Origin of the sequence: Modestobacter marinus (genome assembly GCF_011758655.1) — a bacterium.
Lineage (GTDB): Bacteria > Actinomycetota > Actinomycetes > Mycobacteriales > Geodermatophilaceae > Modestobacter > Modestobacter marinus.
This window is the reverse complement of the sequence record NZ_JAAMPA010000001.1, coordinates 2,163,765-2,186,741: the sequence shown is the minus strand read 5'-3', so window position 1 is coordinate 2,186,741 and position 22,977 is coordinate 2,163,765. Positions and strand designations below refer to the sequence as shown.

Here is a 22,977-nt window from a genome sequence, read left to right as displayed (position 1 = left end):
CACCGTCACGGGACCAGCCGGAGCGCGTCGGCCTCCGCGACCATGGTCGCGGCGTCCTCCGGTCGCAGGTGGCCGTCGGCGACCAGTGCGTCGGCGGCCCGGGAGAACTGGTGCACGTAGTCGGCGTAGTTGCGGTAGCGCTCGGTGATCGACGTCCGCGGGTCCCCGGTGTCCAGCCGTTGCGACCTCGTCTCGGGCAGCGGGATGAAGGAGCCTGCCCCGGGGCACATCTCCCCCTCTGCGTGACCGGCGGCACGCAGGTTCCAGCCGGTGTAGGTGGCGAGCGGCGCCTCGATCGCCGGCAGGCGGATGCCGGCGAGGGCGTTGCCGTCCTCGTCCACCCGGGGGACGAGGACCCCGTACTCGGCACCGGTGATCGGTGGCACCGCGTCGTAGTCGGTGACCGCCAGGTGGTTGTAGAGACCGTTGTAGGTCACGCCGGGGATCTCCGGGAACCCGGTGCTCTCCTGGCCTGCCGGCACCAGCAGCCGCCCGTCCACGGAGCCGTACCGGCTCGCGGGGGGCTCGACCCCCTCCGCGACCCAGCCGTCGAGCCGGAGGAGGAGTGCACGGACGACCGCGCTGTTGCCCAACGGGCTGTTCACCTGCTGGCAGATGCCCCGGTCCTCGGTCTCCGGGAGGATGCGGTCCGCCCCGCCGTGCGGGGTGCCGGCGACCAGGTACAGGCGGACGGCGGCGGGCTGTTCGAGGTCCCGAGGGCCCGCCGGGTCCCCGTCGGTGACGAGCAGCGACCCTCGGGCACCCCACAGCTCGTACTCACCGTCGACGTGCACGACCTTGGGGCAGGTGTCCGTCTCGGTGCAGTCGTCGAGGATGCCGTCCTCTCGGCCGGTGAGCGGGTCCCGCACCGTGCCGTAGGCGAAGGGGAACTGATCGCCTTCCTGCAGGTGCTGCTCGTGCTGCTTGGACCACCAGCCGACCTGGGCGAACCGGTCGTTCAGCCAGATCTTCCGCGAGCCCGCGATGATCGGCATCACCCCGTCGAAGACCCTGCTCCCCGCGATGTCCTCGTTGAATCCCTGGTAGACGAAGTCACGGAGGAAACGACCACTCTGCGATATCCCGAGCGCAATGGTGTCGTCGATGGACCCCACGCCCAGTGGATTGGGGTTCCCCGCACTGTCCCGGTCCCCCGAACGCAGATAGGAGTTGATGTCGCGGGTGGCGGCGAACCCCATTCCCAGCACGATCGGGTCCTTCGCCGGGTAGATGAACTCGAAGATCGCGCCACTGCTGTAGGGCTCCCCGGGGGACGTGACCTCGATCCGGCGGTCGTCCAGGTAGCGCCATGACTCGATCGGCCGCCGCGGGTCGGACTCCCGCTCGCGCACCGACAGACCCGTCACTGCCCGGTCCAGGGTGGCGGCGGGGTAGGGCAGGTCACCCGTCCAGGTCCCGGTGCCCTGATCGACGAACTCGGCGCGGACCAGCTCCACGATCGGCTCGCCGGCGTCCGTGGCGATCGGGAAGTCGCCGACCAACGTCGTCTCGGTGCCCGGGATGTCGCCCTGCCACCCGGTCCAGACGACGGTGAAGCCCTCCTCGTACAGCAGGGAGTCCGCTCCGTTGACGGAGCCGAGCATCAGCTGGCGGCCGCGGTTCACCGCCTCGTACAGCAAGGTGCCGTTGCCCTTGTCCGCGTCGACCGGCTTGTGGATCTCGATGTCCACGCTGTACTCGACCATGCCGTCGTCGTTGACCGGCGCCTTGTCCAGGTCGACGATGCCGGCGTTCGCCGGTGCGTCGGGGTCGAGCTCCCCCAGGACGTGCCCGCGGAGGCGCTCGTAAGCGCCCGACTCACCGAAGAGCTCGCCGTCCTGCAGTGGTTCGCGCGTCTCGATGACCAGTTCCACCGAGGGGTCGGCCACAGGCCGGGACGGGTGCTCGTTGACGGCAGGCGCAGCCCATGCCGTGGTGGGGATCGCAACCGACACGCACACCACGGTGGCCAGCAGTGTGGCCTTTTGCGGGAAAGGCGAACGCAAGGACCTCATGCCTGATCATTCCCATCGTCGCGTCGTTGCGGGAGAAGGGCAGTGATTATGGATCAGCAGAGGAGGCGAGAAATGCAATGCGCCCGCTCGACCGGGGGAACGTAACCCCCGCCGGAATGGCGGTCAAGGCGACGCAGGAACGCGGCTCGGGTGTGCGGCCGGTTCAGCCCCGGGAACGCCAGCGGCTGACGGCGGCGGCCACGGCGGCGGCGAGGGCCGCCTGCGCGGCGATCGCCAGCCCGGTCGCCAGCGCCGGGGCACCCACCTCGGCCAGCGCCGCGTCGCCGAGCCGGCCGCCGGCGACCAGCACCCACAGCCCGGCGCAGATCCCGACGCCCAGCCCGGCGACCAGGCCCCACAGCGCGGCGATCACGGTGCCGCCGTCGTCGTCCCCGAGCCGGCGGCCCAGCACTGCGCCGGCGACCAGGCCGGCCAGCGCGGGCAGCGCCTGGGAGAGGAAGGCCAGCAGCGGCACCGCCTGCGTGTCGGGCAGGGCGGCGAGCAGCGGCAGGGCCGGCACGCTGCCCAGCGTCACGCCGCTGGTGGACACGAACGTCCCGGCGCCCACGAGAAAGCCGGGGCCCGCGGCCAGGCCCATCACCGCGGCGACGGCGTTGGGCAGCAGGAGCAGGCTCAGCCCCACCTGACCGGCGGCCCCGGCGCCGGCGCCGCCGAGGCCGGTGATGACCCGGGCGAGCCCGGCCACGTCGTGGACGAGCGCGACGGCGACCACCGCGGTGCAGCAGGCGGCCAGGGCCAGGGTGCCGGCGGCGACCGCGCGCAGGACCACCCGACCGGGGCCGGGGAACCGGTCGACCAGCTCCGCACCCAGGCCCGAGTCGCGCAGCACCCCGAGACCGCCGGCGACGAGCGCGACGACGCCCGCGCCCAGCACCGCACGGGGCAGCGCGATCGAGGCATCGGAGGCGTCGACGAGCAGCACCAGGCCCGCGCTGAGGGCGACGTGGACGGCGACGACGACCGCCAGCACCGCCGCCGCCCCCCGGGCGGTGCCCGACTGACGCAGGCTCACGACCGAGCCGGCCGCCCGGCTGAGCCCCCAGGCGATCCCCGCCGTCACCGCCAGCGGCGCGAGCCGCACCGGACCCGAGGAGAGCTGGAGCTCGGCGCCCTGCCCGAGCAGCCACAGCTGGCCGGCCACCCGCGCGGAGGCCGTCAGCGGCAGCCCGCCGTCGGGGTCCAGGGTCTGGACGACGACGACGGCGAGGGTGAGCCCGGCCAGTCCCAGGACCGACACGGCCAGTGCGGCGGCCGCGGCCAGGACGCCGGTCAGCCGGGTGCGGTGCTCCCCCGGCCCGACGGTGGGCAGGCGCGTCCGCAGGGAGGTCACGCCCCCACTGTCGCAAGGCGCACGGGAGCTGGGTGGGCGCACGCGCCGGGGCGATTCAAGTCACGGTCCCGGCCGTGGCAGGGGGTCAGCGGTCGGACGCGGGCCGTGGTCGGTCCGGGCCGATCGGCGGCTGCCAGGGGGTGGCCGGCCGGCCGTAGCGCGGCTCCCCGTACTGCGGTTGCCCGTACTGCGGGTCCCCGTACTGGGGCTGTCCGTACTGCGTCGGCCCGTGGGGAGGCTGCCCGTACGGCAGCTGACCGTGGCTCGGCGGCTGCTCGTGGTGCGGCCGGCCGTCCGGGAGCGGCTGCCCGCCGGCGGGCCGGCCCCCGGTGGGCCGGCCGGCCTGCGGACCGACCCGCTCCCGGAGCTCGGGCAGCAGGGACGAGGCCGCCAGCACGGTAACGGCGGCGGCGACGAGGACGCCCAGCAGGGCCGGGACTGAGAACCCGTAGTCGAGGCTCCGCAGCCACGCGATGAGCGTGCACAGCAGCGCCACCGCGGCCAGCGCGACGGTGGGCGCGGCCCGCAGGAAGCCGTCCGGGGTGGCCCGGAGGGCAGGCAGCACCGCCCACGCTGCCGCGCCGAGCAACAGGAGTGCGCCCAGCACGACCAGCGCGGAGAACTCGTAGCCGCTGGCGGTGATCCGGCCGACGAAGTCGAAGGTGACCGAGGCCCACGGCAGGAGCCCGACGAGCAGGTACAGGAGGGCTCCCCCGGCCACCAGCAGGTCCGCGGTCGTCAGCCGGCTCCGGTCGTACCGGGGGCCGGCAGCCCGGACGCCGGCGGGCGGGGGCGGCGCCGACCGGGCCTGCTCGGGACCACTCGACGTCATCGTGCGCTCCTCGTGGAACGGGTCGGGCAGTGGGATCGGTGGACCGGGCACCCGGGAGTCTCCGCCGTCCCACCGACGACGGGCACCCCCGGGCATGCGACTGCCCGGCCCCTCCGGAGAGGGACCGGGCAGCAGCGGTGCAGACGGGGCGTCGGTCAGCCGCCGACGATCTCCCGCATGAGGCGAGCGGCCTCCGACGGGGTCTTGCCGACCTTCACGCCGGCGGCCTCGAGGGCCTCCTGCTTGGCGGCGGCCGTGCCGGCCGAGCCGGAGACGATGGCGCCCGCGTGGCCCATCGTCTTGCCCTCGGGGGCGGTGAAGCCGGCGACGTAGCCGACGACCGGCTTGGTCACGTTGGCCTTGATGAAGTCCGCGGCGCGCTCCTCGGCGTCGCCACCGATCTCACCGATCATCACGATCGCCTCGGTCTCCGGGTCGTCCTGGAACGCCTGGAGGCAGTCGATGTGCGTGGTGCCGATGACCGGGTCACCGCCGATGCCGACCGCGGTGGAGAAGCCGATGTCCCGCAGCTCGTACATCATCTGGTAGGTCAGCGTTCCGGACTTGCTGACCAGGCCGATCTTGCCGGCCTGGGTGATGTTCGCCGGGATGATGCCGGCGTTGGACCGCCCGGGGCTGATCAGCCCGGGGCAGTTCGGGCCGATGATCCGGGTCGAGCCACCCTGGGCGTGCGCCCAGAAGTAGGTCGAGTCGTGCACCGGGATGCCCTCGGTGATGACCACGGCCATCCCGATCTGCGCGTCCACGGCCTCCAGGACGGCGTCCTTGGCGAACTTCGGCGGCACGAAGACGACGGTGACGTCGGCCCCGGTCTCCTTCATCGCGTCGGCGACCGAGCCGAAGACGGGGACCGACGTGCCGTCGAAGTCCACGGTCTGGCCGGCCTTGCTGGGGTTCACGCCACCGACGACGGCGGTGCCGGAGGCGAGCATCCGGGCGGTGTGCTTGCGCCCCTCGGACCCGGTGATGCCCTGGACGATGACCTTGCTGTTCTCGGTGAGGAAGATCGACATCTCAGTATCCGTTCTGGAACGGCCCCCTTCAGGGGCCGCGCCGAGCTTGCGAGGTGTGGGGGGAAGGGGGTCCTTCGTCAGGCTGCGGCGAGCTCGGCGGCGCGGCGGGCGGCGCCGTCCATGGTGTCGACCACGGTCACCAGGGGGTGGGCGGCCTCGGCGAGGATCCGCCGGCCCTCCTCCACGTTGTTACCGTCCAGCCGCACGACCAGCGGCTTGGTGGCCTCGTCGCCGAGCAGGCCCAGCGCCGAGACGATGCCGTCGGCGACGGCGTCGCAGGCGGTGATCCCGCCGAAGACGTTGACGAAGACGCTCTTCACGGCCGGGTCGGAGAGGATGACGCCCAGCCCGTCGGCCATCACCTGGGCGGACGCGCCACCGCCGATGTCGAGGAAGTTGGCCGGGCGCACGCCGCCGAACTCCTCACCGGCGTAGGCGACGACGTCCAGGGTGCTCATGACCAGGCCGGCGCCGTTGCCGATGATCCCGACCTGCCCGTCGAGCTTGACGTAGTTCAGGCCCTTCTCCTTGGCCGCGGCCTCCAGCGGGTCGGCGGCGGCGACGTCCTCGAGGGCGTCGTGCTCGCCGTGCCGGAAGGAGGCGTTCTCGTCCAGGGTCACCTTGGCGTCCAGGGCGAGCACGGTGCCGTCGGGCGCCTTGGCCAGCGGGTTGACCTCGACCAGGGTGGCGTCCTCCTTGCTGAAGACGTCCCACAGCTGGACGGCGATGGCGATCACCTGGTCGCGGACCTCGGCCGGGAAGCCGGCGGCATCGACGATCTCGGCGGCCTTCTGCGCGTCGACGCCGACCGAGGCGTCGACGGGGATGCGGGCCAGCGCCTCCGGGCGCTCGACGGCGAGCTGCTCGATCTCCATGCCGCCCTCCTTCGAGGCCATGGCCAGGAAGGTCCGGTTGGAGCGGTCGAGCAGGTAGGAGAAGTAGTACTCCTCGGCGATGTCGCTGGCCTGGGCGACCATCACCTTGCGGGTGACGTGCCCCTTGATGTCCAGGCCGAGGATGTCCTCGGCCCGGGCCTTGGCGGTCTCGGGGTCGTCGGCCAGCTTCACGCCGCCGGCCTTGCCGCGGCCGCCGACCTTCACCTGCGCCTTCACGACGACCGGGGCGGAGATCTCGCGCGCGATCGCCTCCGCCTCCTCGGGCGTCTCGGCGACGCCGCCGGGGAGCACGGGCACGCCGTGCGAGGCCAACAGGTCACGGGCCTGGTACTCGAAGAGATCCACGAGCAGGCACCGTAGCCCGCCCCGGGACCCGTCGCGTCAGGTGCCCTCCCACCGAGGGGGACGTCTCACCCGTCTCTTCCGCCCAGCGGACGCCGGGCGAGGTGGTCAGGCCTCGGCGCCCGCGCCCACGTGGTCCCGGACCCAGCCCACGATCTCCTCGGTGCTCGCACCCGGGGTGAAGACCCGGGCCACCCCCAGCTCGGCCAGTTCCGGCAGGTCGGCCTCGGGGATGATCCCGCCGCCGAAGACGACGACGTCGTCGACGTCCCGCTCGCGGAGCAGCTCGGCGAGCCGCCGGAACAGCGTCATGTGGGCGCCGGAGAGCACCGAGAGCCCGACCGCGTCGGCGTCCTCCTGGACGACGGTGTCCACGATCTGCTCGGGCGTCTGGTGGAGCCCGGTGTAGACGACCTCCATGCCCGCGTCGCGCAGCGCCCGGGCCACGATCTTCGCGCCCCGGTCGTGGCCGTCCAGGCCCGGCTTGGCGATCACCACACGAATGCGCTCAGCTGCCACGACCGCGACTCTAGGGGCGCGGGGGTGTCCTGCGTCACCCCCGAGCGGTCACCCCCGCGCGGGAGCGCGCCGCCCGCGCCAGGCCAGCAGGGTGAGCCCCAGCGCGCCGAGCGCCAGCACCAGCAGCGCGGCGCCCGGCACGGTCCACTCCAGGTCGGGGCTGGACCAGGCGTCCCGGAGCCCGGTCAGCGCGCTGTCCAGCAGGAAGACGGCGACGGCCAGCAGCCCGCCGACGGCAGCGAGCCGGGGACGCAGCGACGGGGCGACGGCGGCGGCCAGCAGGAGCGCACCGGCCAGCAGCAGCCCACCCAGCAGGGCCAGCCCGGGCCGCTCCAGCAGCGCCTGCGGCCCCTCCTGGTCCACGACGACCTCCAGCCCGGTCAGCGGGTCGGTCACCACCTGGTCCGGGACGTCGGCCGCCGGCAGCGCGAGGGACAGCACCGCGCCCACGCCGAGGAGCACCGCCGCGCCGGCGAGCACCGGACGCAGCGGGTCCAGCGCCCCGCCGTCCTCCATCACGGTGCGGCCCCAGGCGGCGAAGGCGGCCAGCCCGGCGAGGACGGCGAGGCCCAGGGCCACGACCCCGAACACCCAGCCGACGCCGATCTCCACCGAGCTGGTCAGCACCAGGTCGCCGGCCAGCACCTCGACCGCGGGCCGGGTGGTCGACCCCTGCCCGCGGTGCAGCTCGATCAGCAGCCGGCCCACGGCCAGCGCGCCGGTGACCGCCGCGTACGCCAGGCCGAGCCGGGGCACCCGGCCGAGGGCCAGCCCCGCGCCCACCGCGACCGAGGCGACCGGCGCCACGAGGCTGAGGACGGCGTCCACCGGCCCCTGCACCGGGCTCACCGCCACCCCGCCGACCGCGAGGTAGGTCGGGAACGCCGCCGCCGCGCCGGCCAGCCCGGCGAGCAGGAGGAGCACCCCGCAGACCCGGGCCAGCACCGGGACCGACCCGACGACGAGGTCGTCCTGGGTGGCCGGCGAGGTGGCACCGGACCGGGGCCCCCCGGAGCGGCGGGCCGCGGAGGCCGGCCGGTCGGGTCCCCCGGTGCGGGAGGGGTCGCGGTCACGGGCGGGCACTGGGGTTCTCCTCCGGATCGGGCTCTCTGGCGGCGAGCGCGTGTCGCATGTCGGGTGTGTGACGTTCACCACAACGGGGCATTACGTTCCCCTGAACCGAGCACACCACTGCTCATGGCGCGCCGCCCGGCGGTGCCGAGGCGGACGGGAGGGAGAACGGCGTGCACGAGCCCGTTCTGCCCTCTGCACCAGCCTGGCATGCCCCCGGCGCCGGAGCGCGGAGCGACGTCCCCGCGACGCCGCCGCCCGCGCGGCGCACCGGCCTCCGGCGGCTGGTCTCCCCGGCCGCGCTCACCGGCAGCCTCACCGAGCTGGCCTGGGTGGGCGCCCACACCCTGCTCTACCCCCTGGGCACCCGCACCGAGCGGCTGCGCCCGGACGGGAGCTACCGCCCCGGCGAGCAGCCCGCCGCGGTCCGCGCCCTGTTCGCCGCCGACCCCCTCGCCGCCCGGATCCCCGTCGTGCTGGTCCACGGGCTGATCGACAACCGCTCGGTGTTCACCGTGATGCGCCGCGGCCTGCGCCGGCGGGGCTTCGCCCAGGTCTGCACCTGGAACTACAGCCCGCTGCTGCGCGACGTGGAGAGCGCGGCCGAGGCGCTGGGCCAGCACATCGAGGAGATCTGCCGGGCGACCGGCCACGACCGGGTGCACGTGGTCGGCCACAGTCTCGGCGGGCTGGTCGCCCGGTACCTCGTGCAGCGCCTGGGGGGCGACGCACGCGTGGAGTCGCTGGTGACCCTCGGGACGCCCCACGGCGGGAGCCGCTGGGCGCACGTCCTGCCCACCCGCCTGGTGCGCCAGCTGCGCCCGGGGTCGGCCCTGTTCCAGGAGCTCGCCGCCCCGGCACCGGAGTGCCGCACCCGGGTCACGGCGGTCTACAGCGACCTGGACCAGATGGTCGTGCCGTCGTCGGCCGGCCGGTGCGACCACCCCGATCTGCAGGCCCGCAACGTGCTCGTGCCGGGCGTGGGGCACATGTCCCTGCCCATCCACCGCGGCGTCGTGGACGAGGTCGCCGCGACCCTGGCGGGCCTGCGCACCCCCGCCGTCGACACCTCCGCCGCTGCCGCCTGAGACCTCCGCCGTCGCGATCCGAGCGCGACGACAACACCTGCCAACGACGGGTGTCGTCACTCATCGCTTCTGGTGTCGACACGCGCAGTCAGGTCGTTGAGGCCCCTCCACGCCCTCCGTAGCGTCGCGAATGACACCGATGGGATTCCTCGCCGGCGTTCCCAACCGCAGTGCCAGCACCAGCCGCAGCCCTGCGGCCGGCTGGTGCCCGACGACGCCCGGCTCCCCCGCGGCGTGCTGCCCGGAGAGGTGCCCGTTGTCCCCTCTGCGAGAACTCGTGGGCCGCACCCGGTCCTCGAACGGTCCGGCCGCCGCCCCTGCCGGTGCGCCCGGCGACTGGTCCGACGAGTTCGACGACGACTGGGACTGGGACCGCGAGTGGGCCGCCACCCAGGACGCCGCCCCCGGCGCTCCCGGAGACGACCAGCCCGAGGACGACCAGCCCGGGGACGCGCTGTCCAGCGACGCCCAGCCCTCCTCCTCCTCCTCCTCCTCCTCCTCCTCCTCCTCCTCCGGCGACACGATCGCGCCGAGCGCGCGGCGTGCCGCCGTGCGCCGCGCGGTCTCCCGCCCGCCGCGCCGTCGGGCCCCCCTGCTGCTCGCCGTCGCCGTCGCCGGCGCCCTGGCCACCTCGCTGCTGGGCGGCCTCAACGAACCGGAGCCCGCCCCGGTGGCCTCCGGGAGCGACTACGGGCTGGGCCTGGCCGACGCCAGCTTCGCCGGCGGCGTGGACGTCGAGGGCGCGCGCGGGGAGATCAGCCAGGCGGAGGCCCAGGCCCGGCTGAGCGAGATCGCCGCCTCCCGGGCCGCCCGCGAGCCGGACTTCGTCGTGCCCACCGCCGGCCGGCTGACCACGTGCTTCTGCCAGCGCTGGGGGACCATGCACTGGGGTCTGGACCTCGCCGCCCCGCTCGGCACCCCGATCCTCGCGGCCGCCGACGGCGTCGTGCTGCGGGCCGGCCCCGCATCGGGCTACGGCAACGCCGTGTACATCCAGGACGCCGACGGGAACGTGCAGATCTACGGCCACATGCGCTACTACGACGTGGCAGCCGGGGACGTCGTCTCGGCCGGTGAGCAGATCGCCAAGGTCGGCAACCAGGGCCAGTCGACCGGGCCGCACCTGCACTTCGAGATCCACCGGGGCGGGATGAACGGCAAGCCGATCGACCCGGAGGCGTGGCTCGCCGAGCGGGGCCTCTCCGTCGGCTGACCCACCGCCGGCACCGCCACCCTCGTGGTCAGGACCGGTCGGATGCCGCGCGTCCGACGGCCCGGTCGTCGGCCGTTCCGGCGTCGACCGGGTGGCCGGCTCCCGGTCGACGACCAGCCCTGACCGCCCGGCCCCCGCTGGCGCGGGGGCCGGGCCTCAGAGCTTGACGAGCGGGGCGTAGCGCAGCACGAGCCGCTTGGTGCCGCCGGAACCGAAGTCGACCGTGGCCTGGGCCTTGTCACCGGCGCCGTTGATCTCGACCACCGTGCCGAGACCGAACGCGTCGTGGCTGACCCGGTCGCCGACGTCGACGCTGATCACCGCCCGGTTGCCCGCACCGCCACGGAGACCCCCGGTGGAGAGCCCGGTCGAGGCGACCCGCGTCTGGGCCGAGCCCATCGGCTTGCTGGGCGCCGGCTCCAGCCGCTCCCAGTGGACGGCGTCGGACGGCAGCTCGTCGAGGAACCGGGACGGCGGGTTGTAGGCCGGCTGCCCCCAGCTGGTGCGCACCGTCGCGCGGGAGAGGAACAGCCGCTGCCGCGCCCGCGTGATGCCCACGTAGGCCAGCCGCCGCTCCTCCTCCAGCTCCCGCGGGTCACCGAGGGCCCGCAGGTGCGGGAAGACGCCGTCCTCCAGGCCGGTGAGGAAGACCACCGGGAACTCCAGGCCCTTGGCGGTGTGCAGGGTCATCAGCGTGACCACCCCGGCCTCGTCGCCGCTGACCGGGATCTGGTCGGCGTCGGCGACCAGCGAGACCTGCTCGAGGAACTCGGTGACGGTGCCGCCGGGGTTGGCCGCCTCGAACTCGGCGGCCACCGAGATGAGCTCGTTGAGGTTGTCCACCCGCCCCTCGTCCTGCGGGTCGGTGCTGGCCTCCAGCTCGGCCAGGTACCCGGTGCGGTCCAGCACGCTCTCCAGCAGCGCCGCCGGGCCGGACCCGGTCTCGACCAGCTGCTCGAACTCCTCCAGCAGGGCGACGAACTCCTGGATCGCCTTCAGCGACCGGGTGGCCAGGTCGCCGACCTCCGAGCACCGGCGCAGCGCGCTGGCGAACGGGATCCGCTCGCGGTCGGCGAACCGCTCGACGCACGCCTCGGCCCGCTCGCCGATCCCGCGCTTGGGGGTGTTCAGCACCCGCCGCAGGCTGACCACGTCGGCCGGGTTCGCGATGACCTTCAGGTAGGCGACCGCGTCCCGGACCTCCCGGCGCTCGTAGAAGCGCACCCCGCCGACCACCTTGTAGGGCATGCCGACCCGGATGAACACCTCCTCGAACACCCGGGAGGCGTTGTTGGTGCGGTAGAAGATCGCGATGTCCGCAGGCCTCGCTGTGCCCTCGTCGGTCAGCGCGTCGATCTGCTCGGCGACCCAGGCCGCCTCGTCGTGCTCGTTGTCGGCGACGTAGCCCTCGATCAGCTCGCCGTCGCCGGCGTCGGACCAGAGGTTCTTCGGCCGGCGGGCGGTGTTGCGGGCGATCACCTGGTTGGCCGCGCGCAGGATGCGCTGGGTGGAGCGGTAGTTCTGCTCCAGCACGATGGTGGTGGCGTCGGGGTAGTCGCGCTCGAACTCGTCGATGTTGCGGATCGTCGCGCCGCGGAAGGCGTAGATCGACTGGTCGGCGTCGCCGACCACGCACAGCTCGGCGGGCGGCACCGGGCCGCCGTGCCCACCGACCAGCTCGCGGACCAGCACGTACTGGGCGTGGTTGGTGTCCTGGTACTCGTCGACCAGCACGTGCCGGAACCGGCGGCGGTAGTGCTCGGCCACGTCGGGGAAGGCCTGGAGCAGGTGGACCGTGGTCATGATCAGGTCGTCGAAGTCCATGGCGTGCGCCTCGCGCAGCCGCCGCTGGTAGAGGGTGTACGCCTCCTTCAGCACCTTCTCCGGCGCCGTCTGGGGGGCGTAGGACTCCTCGTCGACCAGCTCGTTCTTCAGGTTCGACACCTGGTTGGCCAGGCTGCGGCCCGGATACCGCTTGGCGTCGAGGTCCAGGTCGCGGGCGACCATCGTCATCAGCCGGACCGAGTCGCCCTGGTCGTAGATGGTGAACGAGCTCTTCATGCCGAGCTTGGCGGCCTCGGCCCGCAGGATGCGCACGCACATCGAGTGGAACGTCGACACCCACATGGCCCGGGCCCGGGGACCGACCAGCGCGGCGACGCGCTCCTTCATCTCCCCGGCGGCCTTGTTGGTGAAGGTGATCGCCAGGATCTCCCCGGGCGAGGTGCCGCGGGCGCCGAGCAGGTAGGAGATCCGGTGGGTGAGCACCCGCGTCTTCCCCGAACCGGCGCCGGCGACGATGAGCAGCGGGCTGCCCTCGTGGACCACCGCGTCGCGCTGCGGGCCGTTGAGGCCGGCGAGCATCCGGTCCAGCTCACGGCCGGTCTGGCCGGAGGTCTGCCGAGGGAGCGCGGCGGTGCCCGGGAGGGTGTGCTGGGGGCTGCTCACTCCGGGGCTCCTGCGCGAGCGTGGAGCGCCGGCGGAGCGGCGTCGTGGGGTGGGTTCATGACCCCGCCACTCTAAGCCGGGACACCGACAGCTCCGGTTCTCCGCGTGTCGCCGGGGACGGTCGGGCCTGGCCCGGCACCGTGGGCTGTGGCACAATCCCCGTCGTGCTGACGCATCGCGAGTTCCCCTACGGCCACCGGGTCCCGGTGTCCGTACTCGCTGGCTGATCAGCCACCGCACACGACGCCCCGGGCCCACGGCCCCGGGGCGTTTCTCGTCTCTCCGGGTCCGACGGCCTCCTGCCCGCCCCGGAGGACACGATGAGCACGACCCTCTCCCCCAGCGCCGCCGTTCCGGTCGAGGACCCCACGGCGCGGATCGACGCACTGCGCGGTGAGATCGACGCCTGTGACGCCGAGATCATCGCGCTCGTGCAGCGCCGGCTGTCCATCTCCCAGGAGATCGGCTCGCTGCGCACGGCGACCGGCGGCATGCGGCTGTCGCTGTCCCGCGAGCAGCGGGTGCTGTCCCGCTTCCGCGCCGCCCTCGGGCCGGACGGCGCGAGCCTCGGCATGCTGCTGCTGCGCCAGGGCCGCGGCCGGCTCTGATGCCGCCCCTCCCCCGAAAGGGGGCCGGGACGACGACGTCCTCAACGAACGGTGGCGCACGACCGATCCAGGTGGGGTGAGCTCTCCTGGCGCCGGGTCCCGAGCGATGCGCTGGCTGCGCGGCGGCGCGCGGGACCGCACCCGGTTCGCCGACATGTGCCTGCGCTTCCGTCGCCCGTACGTGTTCGGCGGTGCAGTCACGGTGGCCAAGCTCGCCGGCGTCCCCTGGGTCGGGCTGCCGCTGGTCCTGCTGCTCGTGGCGGGAGGGCTGACGATGGCCGGTGGGGTGCTGCTGCAGCGCCGGCTGCGACGCCCGTCCGAGCCGGTGGTCGCCGCCACCTTCGTGCTCCTCCAGCTGAACCTCGCCGTCGTCGTCCTGCTCACCGGCGGGGCCACCAGCCCCTACCTGGTCCTGCTCACCATCCCGCTGTTCAGCCAGGCGGTGTGCTTCCGCCCACCGGTGCTGGTCACCGGTGCGGCCCTCACCTTCCTGTTCGCCGGCCTCGCCGTGCTGGCCGCCGACGCCCTGCCGGCCGTGCCCCCGCTCCCCGGACCGGTCGGTCTGGTCGCGCTCGCGGCCGTGCTCACCTGCCTGACCGTGGCGGCGCGCTACCTGGCGTCGGCGGACCTGCACTCCCGCGACGAGGCCGTGCTCGACCCGATGACCGGGCTGTACAACCGGCTGACCCTCGCCGACCGGTTCACCCAGGCCCAGGAGGAGGCGGCCGACGACGGCGGGTCGCTGGCCCTGGTCATGTGCGACGTCGACCACTTCAAGTCGATCAACGACACCCACGGGCACGACCGCGGCGACCAGGTGCTCATCGAGCTCGCCCGGCGCCTGCGGCGCAGCCTGCGCGCCGGGGACGTCGCCTTCCGGGTCGGTGGCGAGGAGTTCGTCGTGCTGCTGCCCGGCCGGGACGGTGCCGCCGCCGTGCAGATCGCCGAGCGGATGCGGCTCGCGGTGTCCGCCGAGCCCCTGGCCGGGCTGCCGGTCACCATCTCCTCCGGGGTCGTCGTCGCCACCGGCGGGGACGGCACGCTCGGCGGCCTGCTGCGTTCCTGCGACGCGGCCCTGTACGCGGCGAAGGCCGCGGGTCGTGACCGGGTCGTCGCCGCCGCGCCCAGCAGCGCCGGGCCCGACCGGCCGCTGCCGGCGCCCCGGCCGGTCACCCTAGGCTCCGCCGGGTGATGCCACTCCCGTCCGGTCCTGCCGAGCACGTCGAGCGCGCCCTGTGCGTGCTCGCCCACCCCGACGACGTCGACTTCGGCAGCGCGGGCACCGTGGCGGGCTGGACGGCGACCGGCACCGAGGTCACCTACTGCATCGTCACCGACGGGGACGCCGGGGGCTTCGACGACACCCCGCGGGACCAGATGGGGCCGCTGCGCCGGGCCGAGCAGCGGGCCGCCGCGGCCGCGGTGGGGGTCACCGACGTCCGGTTCCTCGGCTACCCGGACGGGCGGCTGGAGCTGACCCTGGACCTGCGTCGCGACATCAGCCGGGTCATCCGGCAGGTGCGGCCGCAGCGGGTGCTCACCAGCTCACCCGAGCGCCTGTGGGAGCGGATCGGCGCCAGCCACCCCGACCACATGACCGTGGGCGAGTCGACGCTGCGCGCCGTCTACCCCGACGCCCGCAACCCCTTCGCCTTCCCCGAGCTGCTCGCCGACGAGGGGCTGGACGCCTGGACCGTCGCCGAGGTCTGGATGGGCGCCAGCCCGCGCGCCGACCACGCCGTCGACGTCACCGACGTGGTCGACCGGAAGCTCGCCGCGCTGGCGCACCACGTCACCCAGGTCAGCCACCTGCCCGCGGGGCAGCTGGCGGAGTTCGTGACCGGCTGGATGCGGCAGACGGCGCGCACCCACGGCCTGCCGGACGGCCGCCTGGCCGAAGCGTTCCATGTCGTGCACACAGCGTGAGGGACAGGCGCTCGGACACCGGCCCGGAACGCACCGGTCGTCCGGCCGCACAGCCGTAACACAGCTCACGTAGACCTCTCCGGGCCGCCCACCCAGCCCCGGGGAGAACACCATGACCGACGCACGCCACGAGAGCCCGGAACCCGCGACCGCCGCGAGCCTGCTGGAACGCGGGCTCGGCCGCCGCGCCTTCGTCCAGGCGGCCCTGGCCACCAGCGCCGTCATGGCCGCCGGGGTCGCCACCGCCGCGCCGGCCGCGGCCGGCGGTGGGCACCGGACCCGGCTGCCCGGCCAGGTCCTCCAGCCCGGCACCGGTCCCATCGACGGTGACGTGTACCTGCCCTCCCGGCCGGACGAGGTGCTGTGGGGCTACCTGCCGCGCACCACCGACGCACCGGTCGCCCGGATGCGCTCCGGGCAGACGATCACCATCGACACGGTGAGCCACGAGGGGCTGCTCGAGGACCAGGGCCGCGACCCGGCGGGCTGGTTCGCCGGTCGCGGCGTGCCCCGCGACCAGGTGCTCGACGACGCCGTCGCGATCGCGGCCGGCTACAGCCGGCACCCGCGCGACTTCGACGCCGACGGCCCGCACGTCGTCACCGGCCCGGTCCACGTCGAGGGCGCCCGACCCGGCGACGTGCTGAAGATCGAGCCCCTCTCGGCGATGCCCCGGGTCCCGTACGGCGTCATCTCCAGCCGGCACGGCAAGGGGGCGCTCGCCGTCCAGTTCTCCCCCGACGCCGGGATCAGCCCGGCCGAGGCGATGCCCCGGACGCCGGACGGCCGGGCCACCGGGGACCCGCTGCAGTACGGCAACGTCTCGGTCTTCACCCCGGTCCGCCGTGGTCGCCGCGGAGTGCCCACCGCGCACCTCCCGGTCGGCACGAAGGGCGAGGTCAGCTGGCCGCTGGACCCCTTCGCCGGGTTGATGGCGGTCGCCACGGTCGGCGATGCCGCCACGCTGAACGACCCGCTGGTCAACTCGATCCCGCCGACCGTCGGCGGCGGCAACATCGACGTCAAGCACCTCAACGTGGGGTCCGCCTTCTACGTGCCGGTCGTCGCCGAGGGCGCCCTGTTCTCCACCGGCGACCCGCACATGTCGATGGGCAACGGCGAGGTCGCCCTGACCGCGATGGAGGGGTCGCTCCGGATCAGCTACCGGCTCACCGTGTGCCGCCCGGGGTCGGGTGACGCACCGTCGGTCGCCTTCCGGTACCCGTTCGGGGAGACGCCGGACGCCTGGGTGCCGATCGGGCTGTCCGACCCCGACGGGGCCCGCAACGGGCAGGGCAGCGACCTCGACGTCGCCAGCCGGCGGGCGGTCGTCAACGCGCTGGACTTCCTGGAGGCAGACCTGGGCATGGACCGCGCGGTCGCCTACGCCTACCTCTCGGCGGCCGCCGACTTCGAGGTCTCCCAGGTGGTGGACCGCACGGTCGGGGTGCACGGCGTCATCCCGAAGGCGCACTTCTGCTGACGGCCCGCCCCAGCGGGCGCGCGGCCTCCCGGGGCCGACCCAGCGGCGGCCAGTCCGACGTCCTCCTGGAGGCGCAGACCGCCTGACCGGACCGACGAACCTGACCGAGCCCGACGCCTGCGCAGGGTCGCCCACAGCCAGGAGGCGACCTGTGCGGCCGGGCGACGGAGTCTTCGGCAGTCGCACAGTCCACAGTCCGTCCCCGGCCGGCAGTGCAGGTGCGCCGCGGACTGGTGAGCGCACGCCGCACAGGTCGTCGGTCGCGGTTCTGCCATACGGGTCAGCATGCGCAGAGTGGAGGGCGGCAGGACGTCGTCCAGGTGAGCACCTGCTGAACGGCTGATGCTCTGCAGTGCGTCGCCCGCATCTGCTTGCTCATGCGCAACAGGAGGAGCAGGTGGCCACGCCTGACCCGCCCGTGACGGACCGTTCCGGGATGCGGATCTCCGCCGACCTATGGTCGGGCGGTGTCCTCCCTCCGTAACGTCGCGGTGGTCTTGGCAGGCGGTACGGGTTCCCGAGTCGGCCTGTCGATCCCCAAGCAGCTGATCAAGGTCGCCGGCAAGCCGATCATCGAGCACACCATCGGGGTCCTGCAGGCCTCGCCGCACGTCGACGAGATCGTCGTCATGATGACGCCGGGTCACCTCGACGCCGTCCAGGCGATCCTCCGCCCAGGCACCTACCCGAAGGTGACCCGCGTCCTGGAAGGCGCCGAGACGCGGAACGCCACCACGCGCCGGGCGCTGGACGCCCTCGGCGACGAGGAGTGCAACGTGCTGCTGCACGACGCGGTCCGGCCACTGCTGAGCCAGCGGGTCATCGCGGACTGCGTCGCCGCGCTGGCCGAGTACGAGGCGGTGGACACCGCCATCCCGTCGGCCGACACGATCATCCAGGTCGACGGCGGAGCCGGCGACACCATCGAGGACGTCCTGCGCCGGCCGCTGCTCCGTCGTGGTCAGACGCCGCAGTGCTTCCGGCTCTCGGTGATCCGCCGGGCCTACTCCGTCGCCACCGAGGACCCGGACTTCGAGGCCACGGACGACTGCACCGTCGTCCTCCGGTATGCGCCCGAGGTGCCGATCGCCGTCGTCCGCGGTGAAGAACGGAACATGAAGGTCACCGAGCCGATCGACGTGTACCTGGCCGACAAGCTCTTCCAGCTCGACAGCCACGACGCCCCCGGTCCCCGCTCGGACGCCGAGTACCGCGCCGCACTGGACGGCAAGACCGTCGTCGTCTTCGGGGGGTCCTACGGCATCGGCCAGGACATCGTCCGGTTGGCCGAGGGGTACGGCGCGACCGCGATGACGTTCAGCCGGTCGTCGACGGGCACCCACGTCGAGCGGCGAGCGGACATCGTCGCCGCCTGCGAGCAGGTGCTCGCCACCACCGGCCGGGTGGACTTCGTCGTCAACACCGCCGGGGTCCTGCCACGCGGCGAGCTCTCGGACACCAGCGAGGAGACCATCTACCTCGCCACCGACGTGAACTACCTGGCCCCCATCCACATCGCCCAGGTATTCCAGCCCCACCTGCAGGTCACCCGGGGGTCGCTGCTGCTGTTCACGTCCAGCTCGTACACCCGTGGCCGGAGTGGGTACAGCCTCTACTCCTCCGCGAAGGCAGCCGTCGTGAACCTGACGCAGGCCCTGGCCGACGAGTGGGCCTGTGACGGCGTCCGGGTCAACTGCGTCAACCCCGAGCGCACCGGCACCCCGATGCGCACGAAGGCCTTCGGCCAGGAGCCGGCCAGTTCCCTGCTGGCCTCCGACGCGGTCGCTGCCATCTCCCTGGAGGTCCTGGTCTCGGGGTGGACCGGGCACGTCGTCGACGTGCGTCGGGAGGACAAGCTGGCCTCGCACCTCGACGCGGCCATCGCGGCTGCGGTCATCCACGAGGAGGAACCGGGCGACGTCCTCCCCGAGGGCGTCGAACTGGACGACGTCACCGTTGGCTGACCGCGTGCCGGACAGCGAGCGCCCGGTCGTGGGCGTGGTGGTCCTCACCCAGGGACGGCGCCCCGCCGACCTCACCCGCGCCCTCGCCTCGCTCTCCTGGCAGCAGGAGGTGGAGACGGACGTCCTCGTGGTCGGCAACGGGTGGCAGCCGACCGGGCTCCCGACGTGGACCCGGGGACTGACCCTGCGCGAGAACGTCGGCATCCCCGCCGGGCGGAACGCCGGCGTGCCCCAGGTCGCCGGCGACCTGCTCCTCTTCCTCGACGACGACGCCACCCTGCCCGATCCGCACTTCCTGGCCGCCGCCGCCCGGCGCTTCGCCGCGGACGACCGGCTCGGGGTGCTGCAGCCGCGGGTCGACGTCCTGGGCGGAGGCGTGGCCCCGCGCCGCTGGACGCCCCGGCTGCGGGCCGCTGACCGGCACCGCTCGAGCCCGGCCTTCTCCGTGTGGGAAGGCGCCCTGGTCGTCCGCCGGTCGGCCTTCGAGTCCGCCGGCGGCTGGCCGGCACCGTTCTTCTACGCCCACGAGGGCATCGAGCTGGCCTGGCGGGTCTGGGACGCCGGGTTCTCCGTCTGGTACGCGGGGGACCTCGCGGCAGAGCACCCGCTCACCTCCCAGACCCGGCACGTCGACTACCTCCGGCTCAACGCCCGCAATCGGGTCTGGCTCGCCCGGCGCAACCTGCCCTGGGTCTGCGGCATCCCCTACGTGCTCAGCTGGACCGCCCTGCAGGTGGTCCGCTCCGCACGCAACCCGGCCGCGCTGTCCAGCTGGTCCCGCGGGTGGCTGGAAGGATGGCGGGTCCCGGCGGGCCCCCGGAGACCTCTGCGGTGGGCCACTGTCCGCCGCATGACACGGCACGGGCGTCCGCCGGTCCTCTGACCACCACGTCCGAACGGCCCGATCGTCTGGAGTTCCTCGGTGCACCTCTCCCTTCCCGCCTCCGCCAGGCGTCTCCGCGCGCGGGGCGGGCGCCTCCTCCGGCGCCGGTTGCTGCCGGGGGGCGAGCCCGACGCCATCGGCGAGGACGCGCAGCTCACCGGCCGGGTTCTCGACCAGCGCGTCGTCGTCTTCTTCCCGGAGCCACCGCGCAACGCCTACCAGCTCGAACAGTGGCTCCGCCCGCTGGAACACCTGGACCGCCGGCAGGGCGTCGTGCTGATCACCCAGGACAGCCGGACCACCGCACAGCTGCGGGCCGGGACCACCCTGCCGGTGCACTGCGTGGCGCGCACCGCGACGCTCGACGGCCTGGTCTCCCGCGGCCGGCTCGCGCTGGCGCTCTACGTGAGCCACCACCCCCGCAACTTCCAGCTGCTGCGCTACCCCTCGCTCGCGCACGTGTACCTGGGTCACGGGGAGAGCGACAAGGCGGTCTCGGCCTCCAACCAGCTGAAGGCCTACGACCGGTCCTTCGTCGCCGGGCAGGCCGCCGTGGACCGGATCGCCGGCGAGCTGATGTGGTTCGACCTCGACCGGCTGGTCCGGATCGGTCGGCCCCAGGTCTCGATCGCGGAGCGTCACCGACCCGCCGGTCAACGGCCGACCGTCCTGTACGCACCCACCTGGGAGGGCGGGCAGCCGTCGATGGCCTACAGCTCGGTGCCGACCCACGGGGAGGCGCTGGTGCGTTCCCTGACCGGTGCGGGACTGCGGGTGGTCTACCGGCCGCACCCGCGCACCGGCGCGAACCGGCGGGACGTGGCCGAGGCCGACGCCGCCCTCCGCCGGGTGTTCGACGAACCCGCCGTCCAGGCCACCGGCAGCGTCCTCGACCCAGGAGGGCCGTTGACCGAGGCGTTCAGTGACGCGGACCTGCTGATCACCGACGTGTCCTCGGTCGCGGTGGAGTGGCTGCCCACGGGCCGACCCCTGGTGGTCACGGAGCCGGCCGAGGCCGGTGCCGTGGTGCCACCCTCCCCGCTGCTGGCGGCCACCCCGCGGCTCGCGCAGACAGCGGCCGCGGACACGGCCGAGCTGGTGCGCCGGTGCCTGGAGGACGACCCGGAGCGGGCAGCGCGGGGCGCCCTCGTCGAGCACTACCTGGGTGGCGGTGACCCCGCGGCGGCACTGGGCCGGTTCCTGGACGCCTGCCAGGACGTGCTGACCGCCCGGGACGACGATCGGATCCGCGCGAAGGAGGCCCTGCAGTGACGGCTCCGCGGCCGGCCTGGCCCAGCATCGCGCAGCTCCGCGAGGTCACCCAGCCACCGGCGATCCGGGGACGGCGCAGCGCCGAGCACTGGACGGGCGACCTGTACATGCGGCAGATCTCGCCCTACCTCACCCGGGCGCTCGTCCGGGCCGGGCTGTCGGCCAACGCCGTGACGGCGCTGATGATCGTGACCGGCTTCGCGGCCGGCCCAGCCCTGCTGCTGCCGGGATTGGGTGGCGCGGTGCTCGCCGTGCTGCTGACCCAGATGCAGATGCTCTGGGACGCCAGCGACGGCGAGGTCGCGCGGTGGCGCGGCACGTCCAGCCCGCTGGGCGTCTTCCTGGACCGGGTCGGCCACTACGGCACCGAGTCGCTGATCCCCCTCGCCCTGGGGGCACGCGCCGCGGGTGGTCTGGACGAGCTGTCCGACGGGCAGGGCTACGGCTGGACGACCCTGGGGGCGCTGCTGGCCGTGGTCATCGTGCTCAACAAGTCGCTCAACGACATGGTGCACGTCTCCCGCGCCGCAGCCGGGCTCCCCCGCGCCGCGGACGACGAGGCGACGACGGCCCCGCGGACCAGCGGACTGGCCCGGCTGCGCCGGCTGGCCCGGTTCGTCCCGTTCCACCGGCTGTACCACTCGATCGAGCTGAGCATCATCATCCTGGTCGCCGCCGTCGTCGACCTGGTGGTCGGCGACCTGACCGGCACCCAGGTGCTTCTCCTGGTGCTCATCCCAGCCTCGCTGCTGGCCGTCGCCGGTCACTTCCTGGCGATCGTCACCTCGTCCCGGCTCCGCCCCGGCCCGGCGGCCTGAGCGCCCGGGGTGGCTGCGTCCGGCGTCGCAGCGGGCACCGGTCGGCGCCGTGACAGCAGGTCGCGGGGGTCCAGGGTCATCGCGCCGGACGTCAGCCGGACCTTCAGCCAGCGGGCCAGCGGCTTCTCGGCGAGGCGGTGGACCAGCCAAGCCAGGACCAGCATGGCCGTCACCGTCACGGGCAGCACCGCGTAGGCCGAGACCCCGACGCGGTCGTAGAGCCAGTTGATCAGGGCGAAGCCGATGTAGTCGTGCAGCAGGTAGAAGGGGTACGTCAGGGCGCCCGCGTAGCTCACCCACCGCCAGCGCACCCAGCCGAGGTGCCCCCGGGCGATCGCCGCCACCAGGGCGATCCCCCCGAACAGCACCAGCCCGACGATCAGCCGGCTCAGCGGCTGGTGGACGACGTCCTCCGCCTGGTGGTCCATGCGCAGGACCGCGTAGTGGTAGCTCAGGATCGCGTTGACCCCGATGACCAGCCAGCTCAGCAGGTGGTCGCCGAACCGGTGGACCAGGTAGATCCCGATGCCCACGAGGAAGTAGGGCGCGTACTTCGGCATGGCGACCAGGGTCAGCAACTCGCTGTCGGCGGTACGCGCGAGCGCAGCCACGACCGTCCAGATGAGCGAGAAGGCCAGCACCCGGCGGAAGGTGAGCCCGCCCCAGACCAGCAGCGCGAACAGCAGGTAGAACCGCAGCTCGACCCACAGGGTCCAGTAGACGCCGTCGACACGGTCCGCCCCCACCGCGTCCTGCAACATCGTGAGGTTCACCAGCACATCGGTGAACGGGATGTCCTGACCGATCGCGGGCGTCACGGTGACCACGACGGTCGTCAGCACCACCGCGGCCCAGTACGCCGGGTAGAGCCGGGTGACGCGGGACCGGAAGAAGTCGCCGAGGGAGCGTCCCCAGCAGCTCATGCAGATGACGAACCCGCTGATGACGAAGAACACCTCGACGCCGAGCCACCCGTAGGCCGCGGCCCCCGACCACTGGGGGAAGAGGCTGCTCGGCGCCTGGCCCCAGGCCGGAGCCGCACCTTCGTAGGCGAGGTAGTGGTAGACCGCCACGGACAGGGCGGCCAGCAGCCGGAGGCCGTCCAGGGCACGCAGTCGGCTCGGCCCGGCCTGCTGCGGCCGCCCGCGGTTCAGAACACCCCGGTCGGGGGTCTCCGAGTGCGGTCGAGCAGGGGCTTGCTGGAGGACCATGCC

19 protein-coding genes are annotated in these 22,977 nt (G+C 73.7%); 10 read left to right on the top strand and 9 right to left on the bottom strand.

Annotated elements, in window-relative coordinates; genetic code table 11:
* Positions 1-5 precede the first annotated feature (5 nt).
* The 7 genes from FB380_RS10435 to FB380_RS10405 all read right to left on the bottom strand — a co-directional run bounded on the left by FB380_RS10435 (position 6) and on the right by FB380_RS10405 (position 8,072).
* Positions 6-1,955 (bottom strand): alpha/beta hydrolase domain-containing protein, encoded by a 1,950-nt coding sequence (locus FB380_RS10435; protein WP_166754988.1) that lies wholly within the window; start codon positions 1,953-1,955, stop codon positions 6-8.
* A gap of 223 nt (positions 1,956-2,178) precedes the next feature.
* On the bottom strand, positions 2,179-3,366 hold the full coding sequence (locus tag FB380_RS10430; protein ID WP_166754987.1) for a cell division protein PerM: 1,188 nt from the start codon (positions 3,364-3,366) through the stop codon (positions 2,179-2,181).
* A gap of 85 nt (positions 3,367-3,451) precedes the next feature.
* Positions 3,452-4,198, bottom strand: a complete 747-nt coding sequence (locus FB380_RS10425; RefSeq protein ID WP_166754986.1) for a hypothetical protein — start codon at positions 4,196-4,198, stop codon at positions 3,452-3,454.
* A gap of 155 nt (positions 4,199-4,353) precedes the next feature.
* Complete coding sequence (gene sucD / locus FB380_RS10420; RefSeq protein ID WP_166754985.1) at positions 4,354-5,232, bottom strand: succinate--CoA ligase subunit alpha; 879 nt, start codon at positions 5,230-5,232, stop codon at positions 4,354-4,356.
* 77 nt (positions 5,233-5,309) lie between these two features.
* Positions 5,310-6,473, bottom strand: coding sequence for an ADP-forming succinate--CoA ligase subunit beta (gene sucC / locus FB380_RS10415; protein WP_166754984.1), 1,164 nt, complete (start codon positions 6,471-6,473; stop codon positions 5,310-5,312).
* A 105-nt stretch (positions 6,474-6,578) separates the two neighbouring features.
* Complete coding sequence (icmB, locus tag FB380_RS10410) at positions 6,579-6,989, bottom strand: coenzyme B12-dependent isobutyryl CoA mutase small subunit (RefSeq protein WP_166754983.1); 411 nt, start codon at positions 6,987-6,989, stop codon at positions 6,579-6,581.
* Between the two features lie 48 nt (positions 6,990-7,037).
* The gene (locus FB380_RS10405; protein ID WP_229682135.1) at positions 7,038-8,072 is read right to left on the bottom strand and encodes a hypothetical protein; all 1,035 of its coding nucleotides are present in this window, start codon (positions 8,070-8,072) and stop codon (positions 7,038-7,040) included.
* Between the two features lie 161 nt (positions 8,073-8,233).
* On the opposite strand from FB380_RS10405, the gene FB380_RS25450 reads away from it, so the two are divergent.
* Both FB380_RS25450 and FB380_RS10395 read left to right on the top strand, forming a co-directional pair.
* On the top strand, positions 8,234-9,148 hold the full coding sequence (locus tag FB380_RS25450; RefSeq protein ID WP_166754982.1) for an alpha/beta fold hydrolase: 915 nt from the start codon (positions 8,234-8,236) through the stop codon (positions 9,146-9,148).
* Between the two features lie 256 nt (positions 9,149-9,404).
* A complete protein-coding gene (locus FB380_RS10395) occupies positions 9,405-10,361 on the top strand; it encodes a M23 family metallopeptidase (protein ID WP_229682136.1) in 957 nt (318 codons plus the stop codon).
* Positions 10,362-10,517: 156 nt separating this feature from the next.
* Here FB380_RS10395 and pcrA read toward each other — a convergent pair whose 3' ends face one another.
* Positions 10,518-12,809: a DNA helicase PcrA gene (pcrA, locus tag FB380_RS10390; protein WP_166754981.1), complete on the bottom strand. Its 2,292-nt coding sequence runs from the start codon at positions 12,807-12,809 to the stop codon at positions 10,518-10,520.
* A 320-nt stretch (positions 12,810-13,129) separates the two neighbouring features.
* On the opposite strand from pcrA, the gene FB380_RS10385 reads away from it, so the two are divergent.
* The 8 genes from FB380_RS10385 to FB380_RS10350 all read left to right on the top strand — a co-directional run bounded on the left by FB380_RS10385 (position 13,130) and on the right by FB380_RS10350 (position 21,763).
* A complete protein-coding gene (locus FB380_RS10385) occupies positions 13,130-13,417 on the top strand; it encodes a chorismate mutase (protein WP_166754980.1) in 288 nt (95 codons plus the stop codon).
* Between the two features lie 76 nt (positions 13,418-13,493).
* The gene (locus tag FB380_RS25445; protein WP_166754979.1) at positions 13,494-14,609 is read left to right on the top strand and encodes a GGDEF domain-containing protein; all 1,116 of its coding nucleotides are present in this window, start codon (positions 13,494-13,496) and stop codon (positions 14,607-14,609) included.
* Complete coding sequence (locus tag FB380_RS10375) at positions 14,609-15,343, top strand: PIG-L deacetylase family protein (RefSeq protein WP_166754978.1); 735 nt, start codon at positions 14,609-14,611, stop codon at positions 15,341-15,343. Before FB380_RS25445 ends, FB380_RS10375 begins: the two co-directional genes overlap by 1 nt.
* A gap of 112 nt (positions 15,344-15,455) precedes the next feature.
* Positions 15,456-16,826: an acetamidase/formamidase family protein gene (locus FB380_RS10370; protein WP_166754977.1), complete on the top strand. Its 1,371-nt coding sequence runs from the start codon at positions 15,456-15,458 to the stop codon at positions 16,824-16,826.
* A gap of 467 nt (positions 16,827-17,293) precedes the next feature.
* Positions 17,294-18,790, top strand: coding sequence for a bifunctional cytidylyltransferase/SDR family oxidoreductase (locus tag FB380_RS10365; protein ID WP_166754976.1), 1,497 nt, complete (start codon positions 17,294-17,296; stop codon positions 18,788-18,790).
* 4 nt (positions 18,791-18,794) lie between these two features.
* Positions 18,795-19,673, top strand: a complete 879-nt coding sequence (locus FB380_RS10360; RefSeq protein ID WP_166754975.1) for a glycosyltransferase family 2 protein — start codon at positions 18,795-18,797, stop codon at positions 19,671-19,673.
* Positions 19,674-19,712: 39 nt separating this feature from the next.
* Complete coding sequence (locus tag FB380_RS25965; RefSeq protein WP_166754974.1) at positions 19,713-20,945, top strand: CDP-glycerol glycerophosphotransferase family protein; 1,233 nt, start codon at positions 19,713-19,715, stop codon at positions 20,943-20,945.
* Positions 20,942-21,763 (top strand): CDP-alcohol phosphatidyltransferase family protein, encoded by an 822-nt coding sequence (locus tag FB380_RS10350; RefSeq protein WP_166754973.1) that lies wholly within the window; start codon positions 20,942-20,944, stop codon positions 21,761-21,763. Before FB380_RS25965 ends, FB380_RS10350 begins: the two co-directional genes overlap by 4 nt.
* Here the strand turns inward: FB380_RS10350 and FB380_RS10345 are convergent.
* Positions 21,709-22,974 carry an acyltransferase family protein gene (locus FB380_RS10345; RefSeq protein ID WP_166754972.1) on the bottom strand — a complete coding sequence of 422 codons (1,266 nt, stop codon included), beginning with the start codon at positions 22,972-22,974 and terminating at the stop codon, positions 21,709-21,711. The two genes, FB380_RS10350 and FB380_RS10345, sit on opposite strands and share 55 nt — an antisense overlap.
* Between the last annotated feature and the right edge of the window lie 3 nt (positions 22,975-22,977).